Source organism: Nonomuraea cypriaca, from assembly GCF_015645445.1.
In the GTDB taxonomy this organism is placed as follows: Bacteria; Actinomycetota; Actinomycetes; order Streptosporangiales; family Streptosporangiaceae; genus Nonomuraea; species Nonomuraea cypriaca.
The window spans coordinates 37,101-61,785 of record NZ_JADOGI010000040.1 but is presented as its reverse complement, the minus strand read 5'-3'; the positions used below and the strand labels follow the sequence as shown (position 1 = coordinate 61,785).

The window sequence follows — 24,685 nt, the reverse complement described above, 5'->3', positions numbered from 1 at the left end:
TCCGGCGGACGTGCCCTTTCGTCGTCTGGAGATTAGGGTTCAGGCAATCAAGCTTTCGCCATATCACACGGGCCCCTCGACGCGCCGCTTCTGACACCTGAACACGACCGCCGATTTCCTGGCATGCCCTTGTCCCCTTCACCTTTCGGATCCAGGTAAGCCATCAGGCCCAGGAACCTCCCTCCGAGTCCCTCCCGGCTGAACCGGGGATACAACAGAGCGCCTCATGGCGCAGCTACAACGCGCATCGGCCGCATCAGGCTCGTGGACAGCGTCCACCCGATCACGATGAGCATGCGGTGGTGTCGATGGAAGGCCGGATCGAACGCCACAAGGTACTCGGAGGAGTAATCAACGAGTACCGCCGAGCCGCCTAGCTCAACTGGCGAAACCCCAGCTCAACCCACGCACACGAGTTTCGACGCCCTACAGGTTGGTGCGCGCGAGCACGTATGGAGCACGCGAACGCCAGACGGAAATTCTAGAACGCATCCGATCCCGCATCACCGCAGGTCAGAACATGATCAAAGCGCGCCCTGCAGGATTCGAACCTGCGACCGTCGGATTAGAAGTCCGACCCGGCCACGGTCGCCGCGGCCGCTCTGGACGGGCTCGCCTCGGGAGCGACGGAGATCATCGCTGACGAGCTCAGCCGCTCCGTCAAGGCGGGCCTGTCCCCCTCGCCCACGCCGTAAGCCACTCACGGACGCGGCGCCGGAGCCCATGGCCTACGGTCCATCGCCACCGGTGCCTGGCCCGCGTCCGGCGGACGCGGGCCAGGCCCTCGTGTTCTCACTAACCGGCGCACACGATCCTGGGTGATCCCCAGATCGAGTGGTCGCTGTTGTTGTTGTCCGGCCCGATCCCGGTCACCAGCGTGAGGACCAGGACATCGGTGACGTCGACGTCGATCAGGATCGCGGGTTCGCCACCCCTGATCACACCGGTCGCGGCCAGTTCCCTCCGCTCGTCGCCGAGCACCTGGAAGGTGACCGAGCCGCGCCGGTTGGTGCCGTCGTCGACGCCGACCTCCGCGGTGAACCTGGTACACCGGCGGTCGAGGAAGTATCTGACCTCCGACGCAGCGTGTGGCGCCAGGCCCTTGGCATAGGCCACTCCGGCGATCTTGATGGGCTTGCCGCTCACGTTCACGTCCCGGCCCATCGTGCCGAAGCCGACGTCGGCCGTGAGCGCGTCGAGGTCGCTCAGCCACTGGTCGCCCTGCGGCGCCTGGGCAATCGCGACACTGCCGTAGCCGGTGAGCTGCCGCCCACCATGCGCGGTCACCTGGGCGGTCAGCCCGAAGACGCCCTTGCCCGCGGTCTCGGGCACGGTCACCTCGAAGGCGGCCGAGAACGGCCTGCCCGGCACCACGACAGGCGCCCGCGTGCGTCCCGTCGCCCTGACCGACCACCCCTCGGGTACGGCCAGCGTCACCTCGGCGTCCCGCACCGGTGGCAGCCCGTCCACGCTGAACCGCACGGTCGCGGTGAACGTCTGCCCGCCTCTGACGAACCCCTCGGTGTCCGTACGCACGTCGGCGGCCACGGCGGGCGGCACCTTGCCCGGCAGCCCCGGCTTGACGACGAACATCCTGGAGCCATGCGCTGGCACGGACGCGCGCACCTTGCCCAGCGTGTACGTGTCCGCACCGGCCCAGACGTCCCTCACCCGGTAACCGGTCCAGGCCTTCAGCCCGAGGTCGGCGGCCGTGGTGGCGACCTCGGCACCGACCGGCCCGCGGTTGAACAACACGACGGCCGCGCCGCCGCCCGACAGCGGCTTGGCCCACACCTCCAGATCACCGTTGTCGGAGATCTTGTGTCCCTGTATTCCTGCCCAGTCCTGGTCGATCGCGATGATCTCGGGGTTGGTGAGCATGTCCTTGGTGGTGGCGCTCATCGTGCGCACATCGTTGCCAGCGATCAGCGGCGCGTTGAGCAAGGCCCACAGGCTCAGGTGGGAGCGGTACTCGGTCTCGGTCATGCCGCCGTTGCCGACCTCCAGCATGTCGGGGTCGTTCCAGGCGTTCGGCCCGGAGAACTTCTCCAGCCCGGCCTGCTGGTCGACGATGGCGACCATGCTGCCCCAGCGGTCGGCGATGTCCCCGGTCGTACGCCAGTAGTGCCCGAGGGCGCCCGCCCACTCCCACGGCTTGTTGGCGCCCCATTCGCAGATGGAGTAGACGATCGGGCGCCCGGTGGCGGCCAGAGCCTCGGCCATCGTCGTGAAGCGCTCGATGGCCGGGACGCCCGCGTCGTTACAGTTGTCGTACTTGAGCAGGTCGACCTCCCACTCGGCGAACTTCCGCGCGTCCGCCTGCTCGTGACCGAGGCTGGCGGGGCGGCCCTGGCAGGTCTTGGTGCCCGCGGAGGAGTAGATGCCGAGCTTGAGGCCGCGGGCGTGCACGTAGTCGGCCAGCGCCTTGATGCCGCCGGGGAAGCGGACCGGGTCGGGCTGGAAATCGCCGTTCGCGTCCCGCGTGGCGGCCATCCAGCAGTCGTCGATGTTGACGTAGACGTAACCGGCGTCCTTCATGCCGGACGTGATCATCGCGTCGGCGGTCTGCTTGATGAGGTCCTCGGTGATGTTGCAGCGGAACTTGTTCCAGCTGCTCCAGCCCATCGGCGGCGTCGGCGCGAGCGGCAGCTTGGCGAAGGCCGCCTCCGCCCGCGCCGCCCACGAGGGGGCGGCAGCATTCAAGGCCGCCCACGAGGGGGCGGCGGTGCCCAGCGGGAGCAGGGCCGCGAGCAGCGCGGCGGCCAGTAGGATTCTGCGCATGGTCACCCCTCCGCCGTCTCGAAGGTGAGCGGGGCGCCGTTGATCGTGATGGCTCCCTTGGCGTTGCGGGCCTCGACCCGCCAGTAGTAGCGGGTGCCCGGTTCGAGCCCGGTCACCACGCCGGGCCCGGTGCGCTCGGCGACGACGGTGGTGAAGGCGGGATCCTTGGCGACCTGCAGGCGGTACTCGGTGGCGTTGCGTGAGGGCGCCCAAGCGAATGCCACGTGTCCTGGCCGCACGCCGGCCGCGCCGGGCCGCGGCAACACGGCGTCGAACATGTGCGGCTGCCCCGTGTCCGCAGGGCTGACGTCGGTGCCGTGCGGGACGATGCTGTACGCCGTGCCCGCGGGCAGGCTGAGCTCGATCTTGCCGCCCAGGACCGGCCGGTTCTTCGCCACCCTGGTCAGGCCGTCGAGCCCGACTCGGTAGACGTCCACCAGCGCCACGCGCTTCCAGTCGGCGGGCAGCCGCCAGGTGCGCGAGGTGTACCCGTTGCGGCTGTAGGCGACGATCTCGCGGTGCTCGCGCCACAACGCGGGCATGAACACGTCCGCGCCGTCGCGCAGGAGCACGTCACCCTGCTCGATGCGGACGCCGCCCTCGACGTTGCGGCTGGTCACGCCGCCGGAGAAGGTCACGACCCCGCCGGAGTCGGAGATCCGCCGCAGCCGGTTGAGGTAGTACCAGGGCAGCGTGGAGGTGGCGAACTCGTCCAGGAAACCCTTCATCGTCACTGAATCGGCCTTGATCTTCGACTCGCCCTGCATGCTGACGCCGAACCGAGCGTCACCGCCGCCGCCCCCGATGTGCAGGGTCGCCGGGATCTTCATCGGGTCCACGTCGCGCAGGTGCCAGGCCATGGGCTGCAGGCCGAGCAGTGGGTCCTTGCGGTAGCTGTAGGTGAACTCGGAGGTGACGTCCACGCCCCGGTCGCGGAAATACCTGATGATCTTCTTCTGGGTCTCGATCTCCTGGTCCGTGGTCACATCGTGGTACGGGCTGATCATCTCGGTGCCGTAGCCGGGGATGTACTGATGGAAGGCGTCGACGTGCAGAGTGCCGATCGACGACAGGTCGACCAGGTCGAACAGCTGGTCGATGCGCCTGGTGGTGAGCCCGGCCGCCCATTCGCGGGTGTAGCTGATCGGGTAGCCCCAGACGTAGGTGCGCAGGGAGCCGTCGGCGTTGCGCGCGATGACGTCCTTGTCCAGGTACTCCTGCCACATCGGGCTCTTGTCGCTCGCGTCCAGCAGGTTCACGTGGAAGCTGACCGTGGTGCTGTACTTGCGCGCCTCGGCGATCAGCCACTTGAGGCTGTCGGCGGCCGTCGCGTCCTGGGCCCGCTTGAGCTTGGGATTGACCACGTCGAACGCCGGATAGCCGGTGTCGTGCCCGTCGTACTGCCAGCCGACCAGATAGAAGATCTTGGGGATGCCGCGCGTGAGGTGGTCCACCTTGCGGATGACCTCCAGGGCCTGCTCGAACGTCAGCGACACCTTGCCCTTGTTGTCTGCCATGAACATCTTCATGGTCAGTGTCTGGGCGTAGTCGTGCACGTACGGCCGGGCGGGCTCGGGCAGGATCGTCAGCTGGAGGTCGTCGCTGGTCGTGGCGCTGCCGACCTGGACCGTGACGGTCAGCGTCACCGGGCCAGGGCCCGCCGTGCCGGCCCGCACCGTGCCCTTCGCGCCCTCCATGACCGGCGTGGCCATGGCGGGGGCGGCACTGGTGACGGTGATCTCCGCGCCGGTCAGGTCGGCCGGGCTGCCATCGGCGTTCCTGCCCTCCACTTTCAGCGCGGTGGTGCCGTCGAGTGGCAGCGCGGTGGTCTCCGCAGAGAGCGTGACGCCGATCGGCGCCGTGTCGGCCGCGGCGGGCAGGCCGGCCAGGGGCACGGTAAGCAGGGCGACGGCCAGGAGGCAACGAGTTCGAACACGTCCCACCACAACTCCTCGGGGGTTGAGGACTTTTGAGGACCTCTGTTGGATTTGTTCACATTTCAGCCAGGTAACACCGGCGTGTCAATGACTTACACCAAACTTCCGGTACTGAGCTGAAAGTTTTCGCTGAAATGTTGCAAGTGCGGGAAACGCGGATGTAACGTCTCGCGGCATCAGGCCAACCTCCGCATCCCCCAGGAGCCCGACCATGGCCAATCTCGACCGACGCCGATTCCTCCGGCTCAGTGCACTGGCAGCTGGTGGAGCCGCGATGTCCGCCTGTGGAGGGGGCGGCACTGCCGCGGCCCCGGCTCCGTCAGGACCGACCGGCACCGCCGCGACCGGGAACGTCACCGTGTGGAGCTGGCAGGGGCCGGCCGCGATGATGAAGGAGCTCGTGCCCGGCTTCCAGCAGGCGTACCCCGGCATCAAGGTCGATGTCCAGGACATCGGCAACCCGGCCATCTGGGACAAGATCACCACTGGGATGGCTGCCGGCGGCCAGGGGCTCGGCGACGTCCTGCACATCGGCGTCGACTACCTGCCCGCCTACATCGAGAAGTTCCCCGGCGGCCTGACCGACCTGGTGCCTCTCGGCGCCGACCAGCACAAGGCCAAGTTCGCCCAGGGCATGTGGGAGACCGTCAGCAGGGACGGCAAGGTCTACGCGTTGCCCTGGGAAGCGAACTCGGCCGGCTTCTACTACCGGGCCGATCTGTTCGAGAAGGCCGGGGTCGACGTCGAGGCGCTGCAGACCTGGGACGAGGTCATCGAGGCCGGGATCGAGCTCAAGGAGAAGACCGGCGTGCAGCTGCTCGCCATCGACAAGCCGGCCTCGCAGGCCGACTCCGCGAACCTCTTCCAGATGCTGATCCAGCTCCAGGACAGCTTCTACTTCGACATGCAGGGCAACGTCACGCTCGACACGCCGCAGGCGGTCACCGCCATGACGATCATCAAGAAGCTCAATGACGCCGGCCTGGTCGCCGACATGTCGGGTGGCTGGAACACGATGATCAGCACGATCAAGAAGGGCTCGGTGGCGGTCCAGTCCATGCCCACCTGGTTCGGCGGCATCATCGAGGAGAGCGCGCCCGACCAGAAGGGCAAGTGGAAGGTACGGCTCCCGCCCGCCGTCACCGCGGGCGGCAAGGTGTCGGCCACCGTCAACTCCACACACCTGGCCGTGGCGGGCACCAGCAAGGTCAGGGAGGCGGCCTACGCGTTCGCCGAGTACGTGCTCACCCGGCCGGAGAGCCAGGTCGCCATCTACAAGGGCAAGGGCATCGCGCCCGCCCTCATGTCGACATACGACGACCCGATCTTCCACGAGGCATCCGACTTCTTCAGCGGCCAGAAGAAGGGCGAGATCTTCCTCGACGCGCTCAAGAGCCCCTCCTACGTGACCAACTACTCCGCCGACTACCCAAGAGCGCTCAAGGCCGTCACAGACGCCCAGACCAAGGTGCTGCTCAAGGGCGCCGACCCGGCCGCGGTGCTCAAGGAGGCCGCCGACCTCATCGCCCAGCAGACGGGCCGCAAGGTTCTGCGATGACCGCCGTCACCGAGCGGGTCGCCGCGGCCCCGGCGCACACGGGCCCGCCTTCCCCGAGGTGGGCGGGCAGGAGGCTCGCCCCCTACCTGTTCGTGTTCCCCGCGGTGGCCCTGTTCGCGATCTTCAAACTGTATCCGATCGGCTGGTCGTTCTGGCTGAGCCTGTTCAGGACCGACGGCGCGCTGCAGACCTTCGCCGGGGCGGCGAACTACCAGCGCCTGGCCGGCGACCCGCTGTTCTGGACCGCGCTGCGCAACACCGCGGTCATCCTGCTGGTCCAGGTGCCGGTCATGCTGGCGCTGGCGATCGGGCTGGCGGTGGCGCTCAACTCCCCACTGCTGAGGTTCAGGGGCTTCTTCAGGCTCGGGTTCTTCATGCCCATGGTCACCGGTCTGGTCGCGTACGGACTGCTCTTCGCGGTGTTGCTGAATCCGCAGTTCGGCCTGGTCAACTGGGTGCTCGGGCTGGCCGGCGCAGCCCCGGTCCCGTGGCTGACCGACACGCTGTGGGCCCGCATCGCCATCGGGCTCGCCCTGACCTGGCACTACACGGGCTACAACGCGGTGATCTACCTGTCGAGGCTGCAGGCGCTGCCCCAGGACCACTACGACGCCGCCGCCGTGGACGGTGCCGGCGCCTGGAACCGCTTCAGGCACGTCACGCTGCCAGGACTGCGCCCCGTCATCCTGCTCACGCTGGTCATGTCCACGATCGGCACGCTGCAACTCTTCGACGAGCCGTACGTCATGACCAACGGCGGCCCCGACAACAGCACGATGACCCTTGGCCTGTACCTGTACAACAACGGCTTCAAGTTCTTCGACTTCGGCTACGCCTCGGCCATCGGCTACGCCCTCGCCGTGATCATCGGGATTCTCGGCATCGTGCAGTTCCGCTTCCTGGGGGACCGGTCATGACCCGCCGGGTGATGCTCACCTCGTCGCTGCTGATCATGGTCACCGTGGTGCTGGCGCCGTTCTACTGGCTGGTCGTCGCCAGCACGCACAGCACGGCCGAGGTGTTCGGCAGCCCGCCGCCGCTGTTGCCCGGCGGGCACCTGGCGGACAACCTGGCCTCGCTTGAGTCGGCCGTCGGCTTCGGCAGGGTCGTGCTCAACTCCACGCTGATCGCCACGATCTACACGCTGCTCGCCGGGCTGGTGTGCACGATGGCCGGGTACGGCTTCGCGAAATACACCTTCCGCGGCAAGGAGTTGATGTTCGGGCTGCTGATGCTGGGCCTGGTCATCCCGAGCCAGGTGACGCTGGTGCCGCTGTTCAAGATGATGCTGGCGCTCGACTGGCTCAACACCTACCAGGCGATCGTGCTGCCGAACCTGGCGCTGCCGTTCGGGATCTTCCTGATGCGGCAGTCGATGTCCGCGCTCCCCGACGAGCTGCTGTCGGCCGGGCGCGTGGACGGTTGCGGCGAGTTGCGGCTGTTCTGGCGCGTGGTGCTGCCGCCGATGCGGCCGGCGCTCGCGGCGCTCGGCATCTACCTCTTCCTCTACCAGTGGAACGACTTCGTCTGGCCGCTCATCGCGCTGCGCACGCGTGACGCCTACACGATCCCGCTGGCCATCGCCTCCCTGCAGGGCGCCAACGACACCGACTACGGCGCGATCCTCGCGGGCACGGCCGTCGCCGCCATCCCGATGGCGATCCTGTTCCTTCTGCTGCAACGACATTTCGTCTCCGGACTTCTCGCGGGAGCTGTGAAAGAGTGAGCGTCACGACCGCCGGGCTCGCGCCCGCGCCCACCGAGCACCTGCTCGACGATGTACGGCTGGCCGTCCTGACGCACACCCCCGGCGCCACCGTCGGCTGGGAGCTGACCGCCCAGCCCGGCGGCACCGAGCTCCTGGAGATCCACTCCACCGGGGAGCTGGAGATCAGGTTGTCGATCCCGCTCGGCGACGCGGCCGGCTTCTGGCACCCTGACGCCCAGTGGACCCGCACGATCGTCGCCGACTGGGCGGGGCTGGCGAGCGTCTCGCTGGTGAGCGGCGCGGTGGCCGCCTGCCTGTACGACAGCAGCGGCGCCTCCATGATGGCCTTCGCCGCGCTGGACCCGGTGCCCGAGACAACCATGCGGTACGGCGTCTCCGAGGAGAACAAGACCTTCGTGGCGCACCTGCGTGTGCCCGCGGGTGGCTCGCCGTACCGGATGGCCTTCGCCCGCACCTCGCCGAGCGTCGCGAGCGCGATGCGCGCGCTGCGCGGCGCGCTGGTGGAGGGGCCGGGAGCGCCGGAGGGTGCGCGAGTGCCGGTCTACTCCACCTGGTACGGCTTCAGTCAGGCGGTCGAGGCGTCCGCCGTGGAGGCGGAGGCGGCGCTGGCGGCCGGGCTCGGGTGCGGGACGATCATCCTGGACGATGGCTGGCAGGAGTTGGGCAACGGCCGCGGCTACCAGGGCGTAGGGGACTGGCGACCCGATGCATCGAAATTTCCTGATTTTGCTGGGCATGTCGCCCGAGTTCGGGACATGGGGCTTGAGTACGTCGTCTGGGTGGCCCCGTTGTTGCTCGGCCGGGAGGCCGAATGTTTCCCCGCCCTGTCCGCGTACGCCTCGGAGGCGTGTGCCGTGCCCGGCGCGCACGTGCTCGATCCGCGGATCCCGCAGGTGCGGGCACACGTGGTGGCGACCTGCGCCAGACTCGTCAGCGACTACGGGCTCGACGGGCTGAAGATCGACTTCCTGGACCAGGCGATGGTCCACGCGGGCACGCCCTCGCCTGGGGACATCGCCGACGTGGGCACGGCCATGCGGGCGCTGCTGGCCGAACTCATCGCGGAGATCGAGGCGATTCGGCCGGGTGCGCTGATCGAGTTCCGCCAGCCGTACGTGGGGCCGGGCATGACGCCCTTCGGCAACATGTTGCGCGCCACCGACTGCCCGGCCGACGCGGTCGCCAACCGCGTGCGGACCATCGACATCGGATTCCTGGCCGTGGCCGGGGCCGTACACGCCGACATGCTCATGTGGGATCCGGGGGCTCCCGCGCGCACCGCTGCCAGGCAGCTGATCGGCGCGCTGCACTCGGTGCCGCAGATCTCGGCGCGGCTGGGCGAGTTGTCCGGCGAGCACCGGCGCATGGTGGCGTTCTGGTTGGCACGCTGGCGCAAGTTGCGGGCGGTGCTGCTGGACGGCGAGGTGGAGCCCGGCCGCCCGGACGAGCTCTACCCCGTAGTACGCGCCGCGCTCGGCGAGGAGTGCGTGATCAGCGTGACCGCCGACCGCGTGGTCCCGATCGACGCCCGGTACCGGAAGGTGACCGTCGCCAACGGCACCGCGTCGGACCGGCTCGTGCTGGAGGTCGGCGGCGCGAGAGTCAGCGTGGAGCGGGTTTTCCGCGCGGACGGATCTAGGATCGAGCCGTCGGACCGGCGGCTGGGGCCCGGTTTGTGCGTGCTGGGCGTTCCGCCGTCGGGGCTGGCCGAGCTGGAGGTTGCGCAGTGAAGATCGGCATCACAGAGGTAGCGGCCAGGGCCGAGGTGAGCGAGGCCACGGTCAGCCGGGTCGTCAACCGGCGCGCCGGGGTGTCGGCCAAGACCCGCGACGCCGTGGAGCGTGCCATGGCCGAGCTCGGCTACGAGCGCTCCACCCGCGGCCACCTCGTCGCGGTGATCACGCCGTGGTTGTCCAACCCGTTCTTCGCCGACGTGGCCGAGCTCATCGAGGCCGCGCTGGCGCCCCACGGCCTCAAGGGCGTGCTCTGCCCGGCGCTCCAGGGCGGCATCCAGGAGCGCGAGTTCGTGACCGCGCTCGCCGAGCACGGCGTGGCTGCGGTGGTGTTCCTGTCGGCCAGCAACACGCTCGACGACGCCGATCCCGCGACCTACAACGTGCTGGCCGCGCGCCGGATCCCGTTCGTCGGGGTCAACGGCGGGTTCGAGGGGCACGACATGCCGGTGTTGTCCACCGACGACCACCTGTCGGCCGAACTGGCCGTCGACCACCTCTGGTCGCTGGGCCACCGCAGGATCGGGCTGGCCTCGGGGCCCGCGGGCAACCGGCCTGCGGACCGGCGGGCCAAGGGGTTCAGGGCCGCGATGGCGCGCAGGGGCGTGACCGACACCGGCTCGCTGGTGGTCAGGCAGCACTACACGATCGAGGGCGGCCAGTCCGCGACCGCCGAGTTGCTCCGGCACGACGCGACCGCGGTGGTGGCGGCCAGCGACTTCATGGCGCTCGGCGCGATCAGGGCGGTGCGCAGGGCGGGGCTCACCGTGCCCGGCGACGTCTCCATCGTGGGGCATGACGGATCGATGATCATGGAGTTCGTGGATCCGCCGCTGACCACCGTGCGCCAGCCGCTCGACCGGCTGGCCAAGGAGGTGGCGCGCAGTGTCATCGCGCTGGTGGGCAACCGCGAGGTACCCAAGGGCGAGTTGCTGTTCAGCCCAGAGCTGGTGGTACGGGGGTCCACGGCGCCGCCGCCGCGCTGAGCTTCGCCGCTAGTCCCGATATTTCATCTCTTTGTGGCCGGATAGATCATCCTATCATCGGGAGAATTTTATGAAGTGGAAGACATTACCCGTCCTCATCAGTTCCTCGCTGCTGGCTGCCACGGCCCTGACCCCAGCGCGAGCCGCCGTCGGGCCGCTGGTCGTCGTCAACCCCGGGTTCGAGCTGGACGCCGAGGGCTGGAGGTTCACCGCCGGCACGGGCGTGGCCACCAACAAGCCGCATGGCGGCGCCAAGCTCATCTACCTCGACTCCGGCGAAGGCAAGAGCGTCAGCCAGGCGATCACCGCCCCCGCGGCCGGCCGCTACACGATCTCGGCCTGGATCGCCACCGGCGGCACGGGCGGCACCTTCACCATCCGGCGCAACGGCACCGACGCGGGCACGATCACCCTGCCCTCCCGCTCTACGTACAGCAGGTATACCCACTCCAACGTGGAGCTGGGTGAGGGCGACCGCCTTGAGATCGTCTTCGGCTCCGGCGCCGGCTGGGTCAACGCCGACGACGTGATGGTCTCGCCGGGAGCCAAAGCCGACCCGCGCGTCACCTCGTCCAACGCCCAGATCGTCGAGCTGTTCGACTGGGCCAAGGCCAAGGCGGGCGGCTGGGCGCACCAGGACGGCGTCCCGGGCCTGCTCAACGTGGACGAGCGGAATCCGGCGGGCACCGGTGAGGGCGTCTACGCCTCCTCCTATTGGGCTGGATACGCCCACCGCACCGGCTACTACTCGCGCGACTTCGCCCATCAACTGGCCGGGGCGCACATCCTGGGACTGGATCAGGAGAACAAGAACATGCTGCGCTCCTTCGCCGCCTCGGCGACCGAGGAGCACAAGTTCTACCCGGTCTGGGCGCTGAACTTCGATGCCACGACCTACCTGACCATCGACTACCGCTCGCCGACCAACTTCGTCCGCGAGGTGCCCGCCACGTTCGAGCTCGTGGAGAAGGCCGACCAGGCGTTCAGGTGGACCGGTGACCGCGCTTACCTCGACGACCCGGTGTTCTGGAACTACTACCAGCGCGCTACGAACGACTTCGTCACCCTGCACGACGGTCAGATCCCCAACGGCTCCGTCAAGGTCGCCGAGGGCACGGGCAAGGGCATCTTCCAGGGCGCGGCCAGCTACAACGAGGTCAGCGGCGAACCGCTGGCCGAGGCGGGCGACGCCATCGGCGCACAGTACCAGGCGTACCTGGCCCTGGCCGATCTCGCTCGCGACAAGCACGACATGAAGACGTCGCTGCGGGCGGCCAAGCAGGCTCGCGACCTGAAGAGCTACTTCAACCAGACTTGGAGCGTGAAACCAGGCACCGGCGAGTTCGTCCGGGCCTACACGGTCGACGGCACGCCGCTGACCGGCTTCGGCAAGGAGAACAGCTGGTTCATGCCGATGAAGGGCATCATCGACGCGGGACCGCGCAACGACGCCTACCTCGACTTCATAGACGCCGAGGCGACGGGGGCCGGGCGTCCGCGCAACATCGAGGCGATCACGTACCTGCCCGACACGTTCTTCAGGCACAACCGCAACGAGACCGCGTGGAAGTGGATGCGGCACGTCTACGACCAGCGCGAGACCAACCACGCCAACAGCCGCCAGGGGCTCAACGGCGACTACCCGGAGGTGCCGTTCACACTGGTCAGCCAGACTGTCGAGGGGCTCATGGGCATCCAGCCCGACGCGCCGAGGCGGACCGTCGCCACCCAGTCACGGCTGCCCGCCGACATCGCCTGGCTGCAGGTCGCCGACGTGCCCGTCGGCGACGGCACCGTGACGGTACGGCACGACGGGCAGACATCCTCGGTCTTCACCAACGGGTCGGGCGGGCTGCGCTTCTGGGAGGCTCGGTTCCCTGGCGAGCACCGGTGGCTGGAGCTCAACGGCCACCGCGCCCCCGGCCTGCGCAAGGTGATCGACGGCGTGACCTACACGGTCGCCGTGGTGCCCGTGCGCGCCGGTCAGACCGCCACGGTCCAGGTCGCCCGCTGACCGGCAACGATCGGCGTGCTCGGCCGCCCACTGCGCGAATGTACGCGGCGGGCGGCCGGTGACCTCCACCACGACGCCGGTCACGGTCGTGGCGAAGTCACTGGGCGTGCCGTACATCCGGAGCAGGATCTCCACCAGGTCCGCCTCGCCGACTCCAGGCGTCGGCCACGGCGAGGTCCACCACCTGCTGCCCGTTACGCAGCGGCCGGTACTCACCGCCAAAGTTGATCAGGTGCGGCGGTCACGCCGTCGAAGGCCCGGTCCGGGGTGCCGGCGTCGGTGAGATCGCCTGCGACCACCTCGACAGCTTCTGTCAGGCCCGCGTTCCTGGCTGTGTCCAGGGCTTGGTGCAGGTCGGGCGCTTGTGCGGCGAGCACATCGCCCTCGTGGAGATAGCGGTAGGCGGTCTTGCGGCCGTTGCCGTGGTCGGTGGCCAGTTGCCTGAGGCGGGTGCCGTCGCAGAACCAGCGCAAAATAAAGGGCCTGGGCGAAGCAGCCAAGCACGCGGCGGCCACGGCGGGTGCCGCGTCGGCGGCGTTCATCGTGCAGATTCTGGCTCTGAGTGAGCTGCGGTCTTCTGAGTCAAGCCGCGTGCTGTACTTGCGCGCTCCTGAAGGTCATCCGCGTGAATTCGCATGGCCTGTTGTTACTGCCTTCGGGCGGATGACATCCGATCACTGGTCGGGTATGAGTTCTTCGAGGGTCGCGATGCGCGACGCCCAAAGATGGGACGACTCATTCGCCCGTTGTCCTGTTGACGACGTTCGACGGTGGCCCGTAGCGGAAGGCGCGTACGCGGTAGGCGGCGTGCCGCTCTTCGGGCAGGGTGATCAGGCCAACGGCGTTGATGTCGGGGTCGAGGGCGGCGACCACGTGGAAGTCCGGCCGGCCCGCCGGCCGGTTCTCCAGGAGGAAGCCCTCCTCGTCGCCCGTGCGGTCGGTCCAGCTGAAGGCGACGCCGTCGGCCTGCGCGATGCTCACCTTCAGGTCGGCCGGCGCCGCCTCGCCGCTCCCGGTGGGCAGCGTGCCCCGCGGCCCGCCCGGGATCGTGCGCGGCTGTGACCAGTCGGGCTCCTGCTCCGGGTACGGTCCGCCGCCGAGCGTCACGTCCACCGGCGCGGAGGCCTGGCCATAGTAGGGCCGCAGACGGTAGTGGAAGGTCGTGTGCGGGATGAGATCGGGGTGGGTGTAGGAGGTCTGCTCCAGCGGGAGGAAGCCCAGGATCGTGTACGGGCCCCCGGGCTCGGTGGCGAACTCGATCACGTGCCCGGCGGCGGCCGGATCGCGGCCGTCCCAGCGCAACGTGACGTCGGTCGGTGAGACGAGGTCGGCCGACAGACGTACCGGCTCCTGCTGGTGAGGAGCCGCGCAGGCGCCCGTCAGGACCAGGAGGAACGCCACCAGAGCCCGCATCGCACCTACTTCCGCCAGAACCGGATGCCGCTCCACTGGACCGTGGCGGGCCCCTGGCCGCTGTCGGTCCGGTAGGCGCCGAACTTGTCGTAGAAACTGCCGCTCTCGCTGGCGACGGTATGCTTCAGCGAGCCGTTGATGTAGGTCCGGTGCGTGCTGCCGACCACGTGCACGGTGTTGACCCGGACCGTGGTGCCGACCGTCGCACCGGTGGCGATCGTGGTGCCGCCGTGTACGGCGTACAGCCGGCCGCCGCGCTCGACGGCGAGCATGAAGAACGGGCCCGTCGTCTTGAACGTCTGCTTCAGGCTGATGCGGGAGCCCGCCAAGCTGCTGATCTTGAAGTAGCCCTCGAACTGACGGGTGCCGCTGGAGTAAGTGGCGTAGCGCCGCTCGGCCCGCTGGTCACCGCTGCCGGTGGAGCAGGTCAGCCTGAACGTCAGGTCGCTGACGTCGCCGCAGCCGCGCTCCTGCACGTCGAACGACGGCGAGTACGACGTCCACGGGCCGGATTCCACGGGATCGGCCGAGGCGGGCAGCGCCGGCACGAGCAGCCCGATGGCCGCCGCACCTGCTGGAAGTAATCGCATCCGTCCTCCTGTTTAGGAAACTTTCCTATTGATATTCATAGGATCATTCCCTTCACGACGCGTCAAGAGAGGCAGTGAAATTGCCCGTAGAGACGGACCCATGGGCCGTATTCATCGGATGCCTGCAGAGACCTTGACTCCACAGCGGCCCGCGCAGGCACTGGCGCAGCACTCACACAGCGAACAGCAGGGGGGCGTTGATCAAATGAGCCGCATTATTGCTCCGCCCCGCTCACGAGGACCTTCCGCCGGCTCAACCCGTCGGTGAACGCGATCTTGTCCGGACCGACGACGTTCATGAACACGCACGTGTCCACGCGCACCCCGACCAGGTGGTGGTCGGTCTCCACGGCGCCGATGTTGAGCACAAGCGCCGCATGAGATCCGATGTGGACACTGGTCATTCGGAAATTTGCGGGTTACGATCCGGAAACACATCCGATGTATGTGGCCCTGCAGGAGCGTCTCATGCCGACCGCTGCCGTGATCCGACTGAGCGCCTTACTGCTCCTGGTCCTCTGCATCCCAGCCCTCCCGGCCCTGCCCGCGCAGGCCGCCGCGGGAAGCTGGAAGATCTCCGGCTTCCCCGGCGGCCCCGCGGCGGAGCTCGTCCTCGATGCCGGAAACGGCGCCCTCACGCTCGCGGTGAGCCGTCGCGGCGCCCAGGTGCTGGCCCCAAGCCCGGTCGGCATCGTCACGGAACAAGCCGACCTGTCACATAAACTGCACTTCTCGCAGCGCCGCGACCGCGCGGTGACCGAGCGCTACACCACTGCGGCGGGCAAGCGCCTGGAGCGGAGCTCCGTGATGCGGGAGACCACTCTCTCCTTCACGAACGCCGCGGGCGCCCGGCTGGAGCTGATCGTCAGGGTCTCAAAAGACGGCGTGGCCTACCGCTACCGGCTGCCCGAGGACTACGGCGCCGTGCTGCGCGAGACCTCTGCGTTCACCGTCGAGCAGGACGCGGCAGCCTGGCTGGCGCGCCACCGCCGCGACTACGAGAACCCGTTCGAGCGGCACTCAGCCGCGAGCGCGCCCACGGCCGAGTACATGGTGCCCGCGCTGTTCGAGACCGGCGGCGGCTACCTCCTGATCGCCGAGTCCGACCTGGACGGCCGCTATTCGGGTCCCAGGCTGGCGCACGAGCGGGGCACCGGCGACTACCGCCTGCTGCTGTGGGACGAGCGAGTCCAGGTCTCCGGGCCGCTGGCCACACCGTGGCGGGTGATGATCGCGGGGGACCTGGCCACGGTCACCGAGTCGACGCTCGTGGACGACCTCGCCCAGGACTCGAAGGTCCGCGACACCTCCTGGATCGACCCCGGCCCTGTGCTGTGGACCTGGCTCGCGGGCGGCAGGGAGGCCGGGCAGAGCCTGGACAGGCAGAAGGAGTTCGTGGACTACGCCGCGGCCCGCGGCTGGCCGTACGTGAAGGTGGACGCGGGGTGGTACTTCCTGAAGGACCAGTGGGACGTCACCGACCCGGACTGGCCGACCACGAGCTGGATCCCCCGACTCGTCGAGTACGCGCGCGGCAAGGGCGTCGAGATCATGGTCTGGGTCCACTTCCGCGACTTGGACACGGCTGAGGAGCGCGCCCGGTGGCTGCCCACCCTGCACCGGTGGGGTGTGCGCGGCGTCAAGATCGATTTCATGGACGCGGAGTCGCAGGAACGGCTGCAATGGTACGACGAGATCCTCCCCGCCACCGCCGAGAACCGGCTGATGGTCAACTTCCACGGCTCGACCATCCCGAAGGGCATCCAGCGCACCTGGCCGCACGTTCTGACCATGGAGGGCGTGCACGGCGGTGAGAAGCGCACCCTCACCACGCAGCATCTGACCACCCTGCCCTTCACCAGGAACATCGTCGGCTCCATGGACTACACGCCGATGGCGTTCCACCGGGAGGGCCGGCCCACCTCCGACGCACACGAGCTGGGCTTGGCGGTGACGTACGAGTCTGGGCTGCAGGACCTGGCGGGCACCGTGGAGTCCTACCGGGCCAGGCCGGAGGCGGAACGCTTCCTCGAACAGGTGCCGGCCGCCTGGGACGAGACGCGGCTGCTGTCCGGACGCCCGGGCGACCAGGTGGTGCTGACCAGGCGCGACGGCGACCGGTGGTTCGTGGGCGCCGGAGTGTCCGGCGCGGCGCGCACGCTCGACGTCCCGTTGACCATGCTGCGGGGCCGGTGGCTGGTCGAGGTGGTACGCGACGGTCCGACCGGACTGGTACGCGAGCGCCACCTGGTCGACGGACCCCGCGGTCGGCTCTCGGTGCCGGTGCCCGCCGAGGGCGGGTACGCGGCGATCGCCTGCCGCTGGCGTCCAGGGATCACGACGTGCGACCGGTAAACCTCCGACCTCCTCACTGCCGATACATGTATAGGTGCATCGAAATGAACCGACGGTTACTGGCAGGCTCGATCATCATGCTCCTCGGCGCGGCGCTCGCCGTGGCCCCCGACATTCCCGCTGTCGCGGCTGAGCCGGGTGAGCCGTACACGCTGTGGTACGACGAGCCGGCGCCCGACACGGACGAGGGCTGGGAGACCCGGTCGTTGCCGATCGGCAACGGCGCCATGGGCGCCACCGTGTTCGGTGGTGTCGCGGCCGAGCGGTTGCAGTTCAACGACAAGACCCTGTGGACGGGCGGCCCGGGGGTGCCCGACTACGCCTTCGGCAACTGGGACGCCCCCCGGCCGGGTGCACTGGAGGGCGTCAGGGAGCGGATCTGGAAGGAGGGCGGCATCCCTGCCGAGGACGTCCTGGCCGCCCTGGGCCTGAAGTCCGACACGCCGCGCCACCGCCGGTTCGGCGCGTACCAGAGCTTCGGCGACGTGCGTCTCGCCTTCCCCGACCTGCCGGAACGGGCGGCCGACTACCGCAGGGAGCTGGACGTCACACGCGGCGTGGCGAGCGTGTCCTTCAGGGCTGGGGACGTGCGCCACACCCGAGATTACTTCGCCTCTGCCCCCGCGGGCGTGACCGTGGCCAGGCTCGGCGCCGACCGCCCCGGCGGCGTCGGCTTCACGGCCCGAATCGCCGTACCGGCCAACCGCTCGGCCACCGCCACCGCCGAGGGCGGCCGGCTCACCGTCAAGGGCAACCTCTCGAACAACGGCATGGCGTACGAGGCCCAGCTCCAGATCCTCAACCAGGGCGGTACCAGGACGGACAACCCCGACGGGACCGTCACGGTGTCCGGCGCCGACTCGGCCGTCCTCATTCTCGGCACCGGCACCGACTACGCTCACGACTACCCCACGTACAAGGGCAAGGACCCGCACGCCCGGCTCACCGACCGCGTTGACGCGGCCGCCGCCAAGGGCTACGCGAAGCTGCTGGCCGCGCACCAGGCCGACCACCGCGAGCTGTTCGGCCGGGTCAGGCTGGACCTCGGCGGCGTCATGCCCTCGGTCCCCACCGACGACCTGCTCGCCGCGTACGGGACCGGCGACGCGGGCGCCGACCGGGCCCTGGAGCAACTCTTCTACCAGTACGGACGCTACCTGCTGATAGCCTCCTCCCGCCCCGGATCACTGCCCGCCAACCTCCAGGGCGTCTGGAATGTCCTGGAGGCCCCGCCCTGGCAGTCGGACTACCACCTCAACATCAACTTGCAGATGAACTACTGGCCGGCCGAGATGACCAACCTGGCTGAGCTGGCCGAGCCTCTCCACACCTACGTCGACCGGCTGCGCGAGCCCGGCAGGGTCACCGCCAGGCAGATGTACGACACGGGCGGCTGGGTCGCCCACCACGCCTCCAACATCTTCGGCCAGACCGGGGCATGGGACCATCCCGCCTACTTCTTCCCGGAGTCGGGCGCCTGGCTGGCCGACCAGCTCTACGACCACTACCGCTTCACCCTCGACAAGGGCTTCCTGAAGCGGACCGCGTACCCGATCATGAAGGAGACCGCGCGGTTCTGGCGCGACTTCCTGGAGGCCGATCCTCGTGACGGCACGCTCGTCGCCGTGCCCAGCCGCTCACCCGAGCTCGGCCCGGCCACCGCGGGCGCGTCGATGTCGCAGCAGATCCTCTGGCACCTGTTCACCGACCTGCGCGAGGCCGCCACCCTGCTCGGCGACCGGAAGGAGGCCGGTGCGGCCGCGGCCGTCCTGGACCGGCTCGACCCCGGGCTACGCGTCGGCGACTGGGGGCAGCTCCAGGAGTGGAAGGAGGACATCGACGACCCGGCCGAGACCCACCGGCACGTCTCCCACCTGTTCTCGGTGCATCCCGGGCGGCAGATCTCGCCGCGCACCACGCCGGAGTTGGCCGAGGCGGCCAAGGTGTCGCTCAACGCCCGCACCGACGTTGGCACCGGCTGGAGCAAAGCCTGGAAGATCAACTTCTGGGCCCGGCTGCTCGACGGCGACCGCGCACACAAACTGCTGGCCGACCAGCTCACGACCAGCACGCTGGCCAACCTCTGGGACACGCACCCGCCGTTTCAGATCGACGGCAACTTCGGCGCCACGTCGGGCATGACCGAGCTGCTGCTGCAGAGCCACCTCGGCGTGATCGACCTGCTGCCCGCCCTGCCCGGTGCCTGGCCGGACGGCCGGGTGGAAGGTCTGCGCGCCCGCGGTGCCTGCACGCTCGACCTGGTGTGGCGGTCCGGCCGACTGTCCGAGGTGGGGCTGACCCCGGACGAGCGCGGCACGGTCAGGTTGCGCAACGACACGTTCCGCGACGGGGCCCGCGTCATCGACGGCCGCGGACGCCCCGTCACCCACCGCGTCGACGGCGACACCCTGACGTTCTCCGCCAAGGCAGATGAGAACTACCGGATCACCTGAAGCCCCCACCGGCCGCTTGGGGCGCCGCCACACCTCGCGATAGGCGGCGTCCCGGCGAACCTCGATCCGGGCCAGCCGCCGGCGGCGCGGGTACAACCCAACCAGAGAGAGCATGCACGGCAGCGGTGGCGCACCGGATGCGTAGCGTGGCCTGACGTGTCACGGGTCGATGGCAAAGTCCGAGATCATCGTCTCCTTGTACTGGTCGGCGAAGATCTTCGCAATTAGTTCGCCGCGGATCGACACCTCGACCCACGCCGCCCTGATGCCGCTCAGGAGTGACCGGGGTCCTTCGCATGGGTGTGCAGGGCGCGGATGAGGCCGGTCAGGCCTAGGTCGAGTCCGGCGCGTTCGGCGGGGGTGAGCGCGTCGAACAGCGTGGCGTGCGTGTCGCTGAAGGTGCGGCCGATCTGCTCGGTCGCGGCCCGTCCCGCCGGAGTGAGGGTCAGGCGGTGGTAGCGGCGGTTGGCGGGGTCGCGGTCGCGCCCGATCCAGCCCTTGTTCTCCAGCCCCGCGGCCAGGCGGCTGACGGTGCTCTTTTCCAGCCCCAGCCGGGCGGCCAGGTCCTGCTGGGACAGTGTGCCGGCCTCGTCCAGCTCGCCGAGGGCGCACAGCTCGGAGAAGGAGACCCGCAGCCCTTCGTGGGCGCCGGGCTCCAGGACCCGGCCCAGCCGTACGAGCATGCGGAAAAGCTGGCGGAGATCGTCGTGTGGAAATCCGCCCGCTTGAGTTGTGTCATGCAACTGTCCGGCCCTATCCTTCCTCCAAGAGAGTTGTATCAAGCAACTATAGGGGAGCGTCATGAGCGAGCACGCCCACCACTTCGGACTCTTCCACCAGCCCGCCCTCTACGACCGGATGAACCGGCTGCTGGGCTTCCGATCCCTGTACACGCGCGCCGCGGCCGACGTCGCGGGCGCCGGACTGCCGACCGGTTCACGGGTCCTGGACGTGGGCACCGGACCCGGCCAGGTGCCCATCCAACTCGCCCGCCGCCGTCCCGACCTGAGCATCGAAGGCGCTGACCTGTCGCCCGAGATGATCGCGCACGCCAGGCAGGCGGCCGGACCAGCCAGCGAGATCCGTTTCACCTGCGCCGACGTCGCCCGCCTGCCGTACCCGGACGACAGCTTCGACCTGGTCATCGCCACCATGAGCCTGCACCACTGGGCCGACCGCGCCGCGGGGGCACGCGAACTGCGCAGGGTGCTGCGCGCGACCGGACAGGTGTGGATCTACGAGTTCCGGTTCTTTCAGCGCCGCGCCGAGACCGCCCTGCGGGCCGCGTTCCCCGAGTACACTCTGCGCCGCGACGGCATCAGCGCCCTCATCGGCCGACTCACTGCCAGGCCGCATGAACGAAAGCAGCCCCTCGCTCAGCGCGACTGACGGGCCACCCGCTCACCGGCTTGCCGAGATGTGGCCGTTCATCCGCACCCATCTATCCCCCTCACCCGTGCTGGTCTGCCGTCAGCGGGCTGCCCGGGACGAGCCACCTCACGCAGGCCCTCACCGATCCACGCCAGAGGGCACTCGCCGGCCAGCCGGTAACTCAGCTGCCCATCGGGCCCTTCAGGGCGTTCGTGAACGTGCTCGCCAGTGTGCGGCACGCCACAGCCGGTCGGCCAGACCGTCAGCCTCAACGCCAGCGGCACGCTGTACGCGGGCTACCGGAAACTCTCGGCATGCAGCCCGTGATGGCCGATGGATCCCTGCATGAGCTTGAGGCGCCCCGCACTCCACCGGAAGCCGGAAGGAGGCGGGGCCGCCTCTTGCTGCGGGGGGTGACGGCTGCGTGAGAGAGCGGTGAACTTCTTTCGAGCACCCTGTCGGGTTCGACGATCGCGCCAGCACAATTGCGCGGTGATCTCAATCTCCCTGACACCTCTGCGTACCCTCGTGATCGGCTGCCTGACGGCCGCCGGTCTGCTGTCGTCCTCCGGCGTTGCCGGGGCCTCCACCATGACGCGGGCACCGTCGCAGGAGGCGCGTCCGCCGTACTCGCTGCTCCAGATGAACGTCTGTTCCAGCGGTTACGCCGGCTGCTACGCCCGGACCCAGTACCCGAAGATCGTTGACGAGGTCGTGGAGCGCATCCAGGCGAACGACGTCAACGCGGTCACCCTCAACGAAGCGTGCAGCGGCGACGTGGCCGAGATCGCCGAGCGCACCGGCTACCACTACCGGTTCGCCACGGTGATCTACAACGGCGCCCCGCTGGCCTGCAAGACGCCGGACGGGCGAGGCGAGTTCGGCAACGCCGTGCTGACCAAGGAGGCGATCCGCGCGTCAGAGGACGCGCCGTACTCCGTGTTCAGCGGAACGGAGCAGCGACGCTGGCTCTGTGCGACGACCGCCCGCGGCGTGGACGTGTGCACCAGCCACCTGTCCACCGACGGCGAGGCCCCAGGCACCACCAACTCGATCCAGTGCGCCGAGCTCGCCCGGCTGCTCGCCTCCCGTGGCCGGCCGGCCATCTTCGCCGGTGACGTCAACCGCCGCTCCTCGTGCGCCCCGGAGGGCCAGTGGACGCTGACCGACGCGGCCGCCACCCAGGCTCCCGGCATCCAGCACGTCTACGGGAACCTCGCGGCTCCGACTCTGGAACTCGAGCCGGCCACGTACACCGACCACGACGCGCTCGTGGTCCGCGCCGGGTTGCCGAAGTGACCTGACGGGTGGTCCGGGGCGCCGGCCCACGGACCACCCGCCCCATGGCCTTCCGCGGAGGCGGACCCGTACGGCTCCGCCCTGCCGAGTGACCATGGTGTCAGGTCACCAGCGCGGGGTGGAGGCGATCTGGCCGCCCCAGTCCTCCCGCTGGACCCCATCGGTACGGTCCCACCACCAGTGGGTGACCCCTCCGTCGGCGGACGCCCCGAAGACGTGCTGCGCTTCACCGGCCGCCTTCGTCACCGGATCGGAGCGCAGCGCCCCGGACCACACGGCGTGACGGGGCTCGTCATAGGCGGGATCCCACCACCAGTGCGCCAGGGTGTCGCCGGTCGTACGGGCGAAGACGTGCTGCTGGGAGCCGTACACGAACGCGGAAGGGCGTCCGCCCAGCGGGACCGGGCTGTCCCACGTCTGCTGCCTGACCACCTGGGTGCCGGAGTCCCACCACCAGTGCGACAGCAGGCGCTGCGCGTCGGCGGCGAACACGTGAAGCTGACCGCGGTGCACGAACGCCGCCGGGGTGCCGTGCGCGGTCCCCGTCCAGATCTCATGCCGGATGCCAGGCCCCTTGGTCCACCACCAGTGGTGCAGCCGGCCATCGGTTCCCGTGGCCCAGACATGCTGCTGGTCGCCGAAGACCACCGCGACCGGATCACCGGCCAGGGTGCCCGCCGCCGCCCAGGTCTGTTCCCTGCGAGAGTTCGTACCGGAGTCCCACCAGGTATGCAGCAACCGGCCGTCCGGCGTACGGACGAAGGCGTGCTGCTGGCCGGGCCTCGTGATGGCCGCGGGCGCCCCTGACACGGTGCCGGAGGGGAGCCAGGTCTCCTGAATCAACCCGCCGCGGCCCGCGTCCCAGAAGCGGTGCCGCAGGCTCCCATCAGTGCCGCGCACCAGGGCGTGCTGCTGGGCGCCGGCGACGTAGGCGACCGTTTCACCGGCGACGGCCGTGCCCCAGGTCCCGCGCTTGACCGTGCCGTCGGCCTCCTCGAACCAGTGGCCGAGGCCGCCATCGGGTGTCGGGGCGAACAGGTGTAGCTGATTCGGGGTCGTGGTGGCCAGCGCGCCGGTGTACTGGTCGGCCGTCAGGCTGGTCGGGTTGTCCGGCATGTCGAGGTCGGCCTCGGTGAAGGTGGCGAACCTGACGAACTCGTGCTGATCGTCGATTCCGCCCTCGTAGATGATGCCGTACTTTCCGCCGCCTAAGTCGATCATGTCTGAGTACGCGGAGATGCCGTCCCGCACCAGGGCTCCGTCCTGGGGCGCCTGCCAGGTGCGGCCTCCGTCGAAGGAGGAACGGATGGTGAGGTTCACCCGCTCGGAGCCTGCCGGAGCGGCCAGCAGCGCCCGGTCGTAGCCGTCGCGGTCCTTGGCCCTGAGTGCCAGGGCCGACGCTTGCACGCCCCTGGCGGGCAGCCCCAGCGGCGGTAGCAACGAGAAGTCGACCTCGAACGTCTCGCCCTGGTCACGAGAGACCGCGTACGCCGCCCTGTCCACCGTCTCCGCGGTGCCCTCCTCGTTGCGTGCCACCACGAACACGCTGCCGTCACTCCGCTCGAAAAGGCTGAGCTCCTGCGCTCCGATCGCGGGCTCGGCACCATGCGAGGACGCACCCGCCTGCCACGTGGCGCCGTGGTCGTCGCTGTAGATCAGCGCTCCACCGAGCGGGGACTCCCGGTAGATCCCTGGGGCGAGACGAACCGTCACGCCCGCCACCAGGCGGCCGGCGTAGTCACCCCTGGTGAGCTGGATGCCGTGCGCGGGGCCCGTACCGACCTGTCCCGGGGATTCCTCCATCCCCGGCTGCCAGGCGCCCCAAGCGGGCTTCCAGATGTCCCTGGTGATCGCCTTCCGCTCGCCCCACGTGGCGCCGTGGTCATCGCTCGTACGGACATAGACCCGGTCATGGTTCTCGGTGTACAGCAGCACGACCCGCTGCGGGTCTGTCGTCGTGTCCACGATCGGCACGGGGTTGTGCGCGAACACCCGCGGCGTCGCGCTGTGTCTGGCGAGCACCCGCAGCGCGCCCCAGGTCCTGCCACCGTCGGAAGACCGCTTCAGCACGATGTCGCCAGGGCCGGAGTCGCCGCATGTCTCGAGGTGCGCCCCAGCGAAGGCCAGCAGACCTCCATCACCGGCCTTCACCACGGTGGGGGCTCGGAAGCAGACGTACGCGGCCGCGGCGCCGGCCTCCCGCTCCCCGTTGGCGAACACCTCCACGTGCCCACCGGGGATCCTGGCGGCCACCGCGGTGAACGGCGCCGCCGACACCGATAACGCCGCGACCATCAGCACCGTGACCATTCCGCGGAAGGCGGCGCGATGTAACCGGCTTCTTCCTTGGATCATTCTTTTCACCCGTTCGCTCTCCGTTCGCCAAGTAAGGGGTGAGGACCGCGTCCCGCGATCCCCGCCGGCCCAGCACCCGCAATGATGAGCACCCGGGGCGGAGTGGTCATG

Annotated in this window: 17 protein-coding genes, 1 tRNA gene and 1 pseudogene; 10 read left to right on the top strand and 9 right to left on the bottom strand. The window is 69.3% G+C overall.

All coding sequences use genetic code 11. The annotated features are described in order from the left end of the window. Positions 1 to 530 precede the first annotated feature (530 nt). The 3 genes from ITP53_RS15875 to ITP53_RS15865 form a co-directional block, all read right to left on the bottom strand. Positions 531 to 601: transfer RNA gene (locus ITP53_RS15875), tRNA-Arg, on the bottom strand. A gap of 194 nt (positions 602 to 795) precedes the next feature. Beyond that, entirely contained in the window at positions 796 to 2,781 is a 1,986-nt protein-coding gene (locus ITP53_RS15870; RefSeq protein WP_195896156.1) for an NPCBM/NEW2 domain-containing protein, read from the bottom strand. Between the two features lie 2 nt (positions 2,782 to 2,783). Next, positions 2,784 to 4,724, bottom strand: coding sequence for an endo-alpha-N-acetylgalactosaminidase family protein (locus ITP53_RS15865; RefSeq protein WP_195896155.1), 1,941 nt, complete (start codon positions 4,722 to 4,724; stop codon positions 2,784 to 2,786). Positions 4,725 to 4,992: 268 nt separating this feature from the next. Between ITP53_RS15865 and ITP53_RS15860 the strand changes: the two genes are divergently transcribed. The 6 genes from ITP53_RS15860 to ITP53_RS15835 all read left to right on the top strand — a co-directional run bounded on the left by ITP53_RS15860 (position 4,993) and on the right by ITP53_RS15835 (position 12,738). Beyond that, on the top strand, positions 4,993 to 6,276 hold the full coding sequence (locus tag ITP53_RS15860) for an ABC transporter substrate-binding protein (protein WP_207756006.1): 1,284 nt from the start codon (positions 4,993 to 4,995) through the stop codon (positions 6,274 to 6,276). Next, positions 6,273 to 7,193, top strand: a complete 921-nt coding sequence (locus tag ITP53_RS15855) for a carbohydrate ABC transporter permease (RefSeq protein ID WP_195896153.1) — start codon at positions 6,273 to 6,275, stop codon at positions 7,191 to 7,193. The genes ITP53_RS15860 and ITP53_RS15855 overlap by 4 nt, the downstream gene beginning before the upstream one ends. Further along, a complete protein-coding gene (locus ITP53_RS15850; protein ID WP_195896152.1) occupies positions 7,190 to 8,002 on the top strand; it encodes a carbohydrate ABC transporter permease in 813 nt (270 codons plus the stop codon). Before ITP53_RS15855 ends, ITP53_RS15850 begins: the two co-directional genes overlap by 4 nt. Further along, the gene (locus ITP53_RS15845) at positions 7,999 to 9,735 is read left to right on the top strand and encodes a glycoside hydrolase family 36 protein (protein ID WP_195896151.1); all 1,737 of its coding nucleotides are present in this window, start codon (positions 7,999 to 8,001) and stop codon (positions 9,733 to 9,735) included. Before ITP53_RS15850 ends, ITP53_RS15845 begins: the two co-directional genes overlap by 4 nt. Continuing rightward, complete coding sequence (locus tag ITP53_RS15840) at positions 9,732 to 10,724, top strand: LacI family DNA-binding transcriptional regulator (RefSeq protein ID WP_195896150.1); 993 nt, start codon at positions 9,732 to 9,734, stop codon at positions 10,722 to 10,724. The genes ITP53_RS15845 and ITP53_RS15840 overlap by 4 nt, the downstream gene beginning before the upstream one ends. A 70-nt stretch (positions 10,725 to 10,794) precedes the next feature. Continuing rightward, on the top strand, positions 10,795 to 12,738 hold the full coding sequence (locus ITP53_RS15835; RefSeq protein WP_195896149.1) for a carbohydrate-binding protein: 1,944 nt from the start codon (positions 10,795 to 10,797) through the stop codon (positions 12,736 to 12,738). A gap of 317 nt (positions 12,739 to 13,055) precedes the next feature. Here ITP53_RS15835 and ITP53_RS15830 read toward each other — a convergent pair. The 4 genes and pseudogenes from ITP53_RS15830 to ITP53_RS15815 all read right to left on the bottom strand — a co-directional run. After that, a pseudogene (locus ITP53_RS15830) lies at positions 13,056 to 13,287 on the bottom strand (IS5/IS1182 family transposase); the annotation flags it as partial. 186 nt (positions 13,288 to 13,473) lie between these two features. Then, positions 13,474 to 14,151 carry a fibronectin type III domain-containing protein gene (locus ITP53_RS15825; RefSeq protein ID WP_195896147.1) on the bottom strand — a complete coding sequence of 226 codons (678 nt, stop codon included), beginning with the start codon at positions 14,149 to 14,151 and terminating at the stop codon, positions 13,474 to 13,476. 5 nt (positions 14,152 to 14,156) lie between these two features. Then, a complete protein-coding gene (locus ITP53_RS15820; RefSeq protein WP_195896146.1) occupies positions 14,157 to 14,741 on the bottom strand; it encodes a hypothetical protein in 585 nt (194 codons plus the stop codon). A 215-nt stretch (positions 14,742 to 14,956) separates the two neighbouring features. Next, the gene (locus ITP53_RS15815; RefSeq protein WP_195896145.1) at positions 14,957 to 15,145 is read right to left on the bottom strand and encodes a hypothetical protein; all 189 of its coding nucleotides are present in this window, start codon (positions 15,143 to 15,145) and stop codon (positions 14,957 to 14,959) included. Between the two features lie 64 nt (positions 15,146 to 15,209). Between ITP53_RS15815 and ITP53_RS15810 the strand changes: the two genes are divergently transcribed. Beyond that, a complete protein-coding gene (locus ITP53_RS15810; protein WP_195896144.1) occupies positions 15,210 to 17,096 on the top strand; it encodes a glycoside hydrolase family 97 protein in 1,887 nt (628 codons plus the stop codon). A gap of 44 nt (positions 17,097 to 17,140) precedes the next feature. Further along, complete coding sequence (locus tag ITP53_RS15805; RefSeq protein ID WP_195896143.1) at positions 17,141 to 19,549, top strand: glycoside hydrolase family 95 protein; 2,409 nt, start codon at positions 17,141 to 17,143, stop codon at positions 19,547 to 19,549. 272 nt (positions 19,550 to 19,821) lie between these two features. On the opposite strand, the gene ITP53_RS15800 is transcribed toward ITP53_RS15805, so the two are convergent. Beyond that, entirely contained in the window at positions 19,822 to 20,232 is a 411-nt protein-coding gene (locus ITP53_RS15800; protein WP_195896142.1) for a MarR family winged helix-turn-helix transcriptional regulator, read from the bottom strand. 118 nt (positions 20,233 to 20,350) lie between these two features. Here ITP53_RS15800 and ITP53_RS15795 point away from each other — a divergent pair, with 118 nt between their 5' ends. After that, positions 20,351 to 20,938: a class I SAM-dependent methyltransferase gene (locus tag ITP53_RS15795; RefSeq protein ID WP_195896141.1), complete on the top strand. Its 588-nt coding sequence runs from the start codon at positions 20,351 to 20,353 to the stop codon at positions 20,936 to 20,938. Positions 20,939 to 21,412: 474 nt separating this feature from the next. Then, positions 21,413 to 22,219, top strand: coding sequence for an endonuclease/exonuclease/phosphatase family protein (locus ITP53_RS15790; protein WP_195896140.1), 807 nt, complete (start codon positions 21,413 to 21,415; stop codon positions 22,217 to 22,219). Positions 22,220 to 22,324: 105 nt separating this feature from the next. Here ITP53_RS15790 and ITP53_RS15785 read toward each other — a convergent pair whose 3' ends face one another. Next, positions 22,325 to 24,529, bottom strand: a complete 2,205-nt coding sequence (locus tag ITP53_RS15785) for an exo-alpha-sialidase (protein WP_195896139.1) — start codon at positions 24,527 to 24,529, stop codon at positions 22,325 to 22,327. Positions 24,530 to 24,685 lie beyond the last annotated feature (156 nt).

Coding starts and splice junctions, on each gene's coding strand:
- ITP53_RS15870 (WP_195896156.1), bottom strand. CDS start 2,781: ATGCGCAGAATCCTACTGGCCGCCGCGCTGCTCGCGGCCCTGCTCCCG.
- ITP53_RS15860 (WP_207756006.1), top strand. CDS start 4,993: ATGTCCGCCTGTGGAGGGGGCGGCACTGCCGCGGCCCCGGCTCCGTCA.
- ITP53_RS15855 (WP_195896153.1), top strand. CDS start 6,273: ATGACCGCCGTCACCGAGCGGGTCGCCGCGGCCCCGGCGCACACGGGC.
- ITP53_RS15850 (WP_195896152.1), top strand. CDS start 7,190: ATGACCCGCCGGGTGATGCTCACCTCGTCGCTGCTGATCATGGTCACC.
- ITP53_RS15835 (WP_195896149.1), top strand. CDS start 10,795: ATGAAGTGGAAGACATTACCCGTCCTCATCAGTTCCTCGCTGCTGGCT.
- ITP53_RS15825 (WP_195896147.1), bottom strand. CDS start 14,151: ATGCGGGCTCTGGTGGCGTTCCTCCTGGTCCTGACGGGCGCCTGCGCG.
- ITP53_RS15820 (WP_195896146.1), bottom strand. CDS start 14,741: ATGCGATTACTTCCAGCAGGTGCGGCGGCCATCGGGCTGCTCGTGCCG.
- ITP53_RS15815 (WP_195896145.1), bottom strand. CDS start 15,145: ATGACCAGTGTCCACATCGGATCTCATGCGGCGCTTGTGCTCAACATC.
- ITP53_RS15810 (WP_195896144.1), top strand. CDS start 15,210: ATGCCGACCGCTGCCGTGATCCGACTGAGCGCCTTACTGCTCCTGGTC.
- ITP53_RS15805 (WP_195896143.1), top strand. CDS start 17,141: ATGAACCGACGGTTACTGGCAGGCTCGATCATCATGCTCCTCGGCGCG.
- ITP53_RS15800 (WP_195896142.1), bottom strand. CDS start 20,232: ATGCTCGTACGGCTGGGCCGGGTCCTGGAGCCCGGCGCCCACGAAGGG.
- ITP53_RS15795 (WP_195896141.1), top strand. CDS start 20,351: ATGAGCGAGCACGCCCACCACTTCGGACTCTTCCACCAGCCCGCCCTC.
- ITP53_RS15785 (WP_195896139.1), bottom strand. CDS start 24,529: ATGGTCACGGTGCTGATGGTCGCGGCGTTATCGGTGTCGGCGGCGCCG.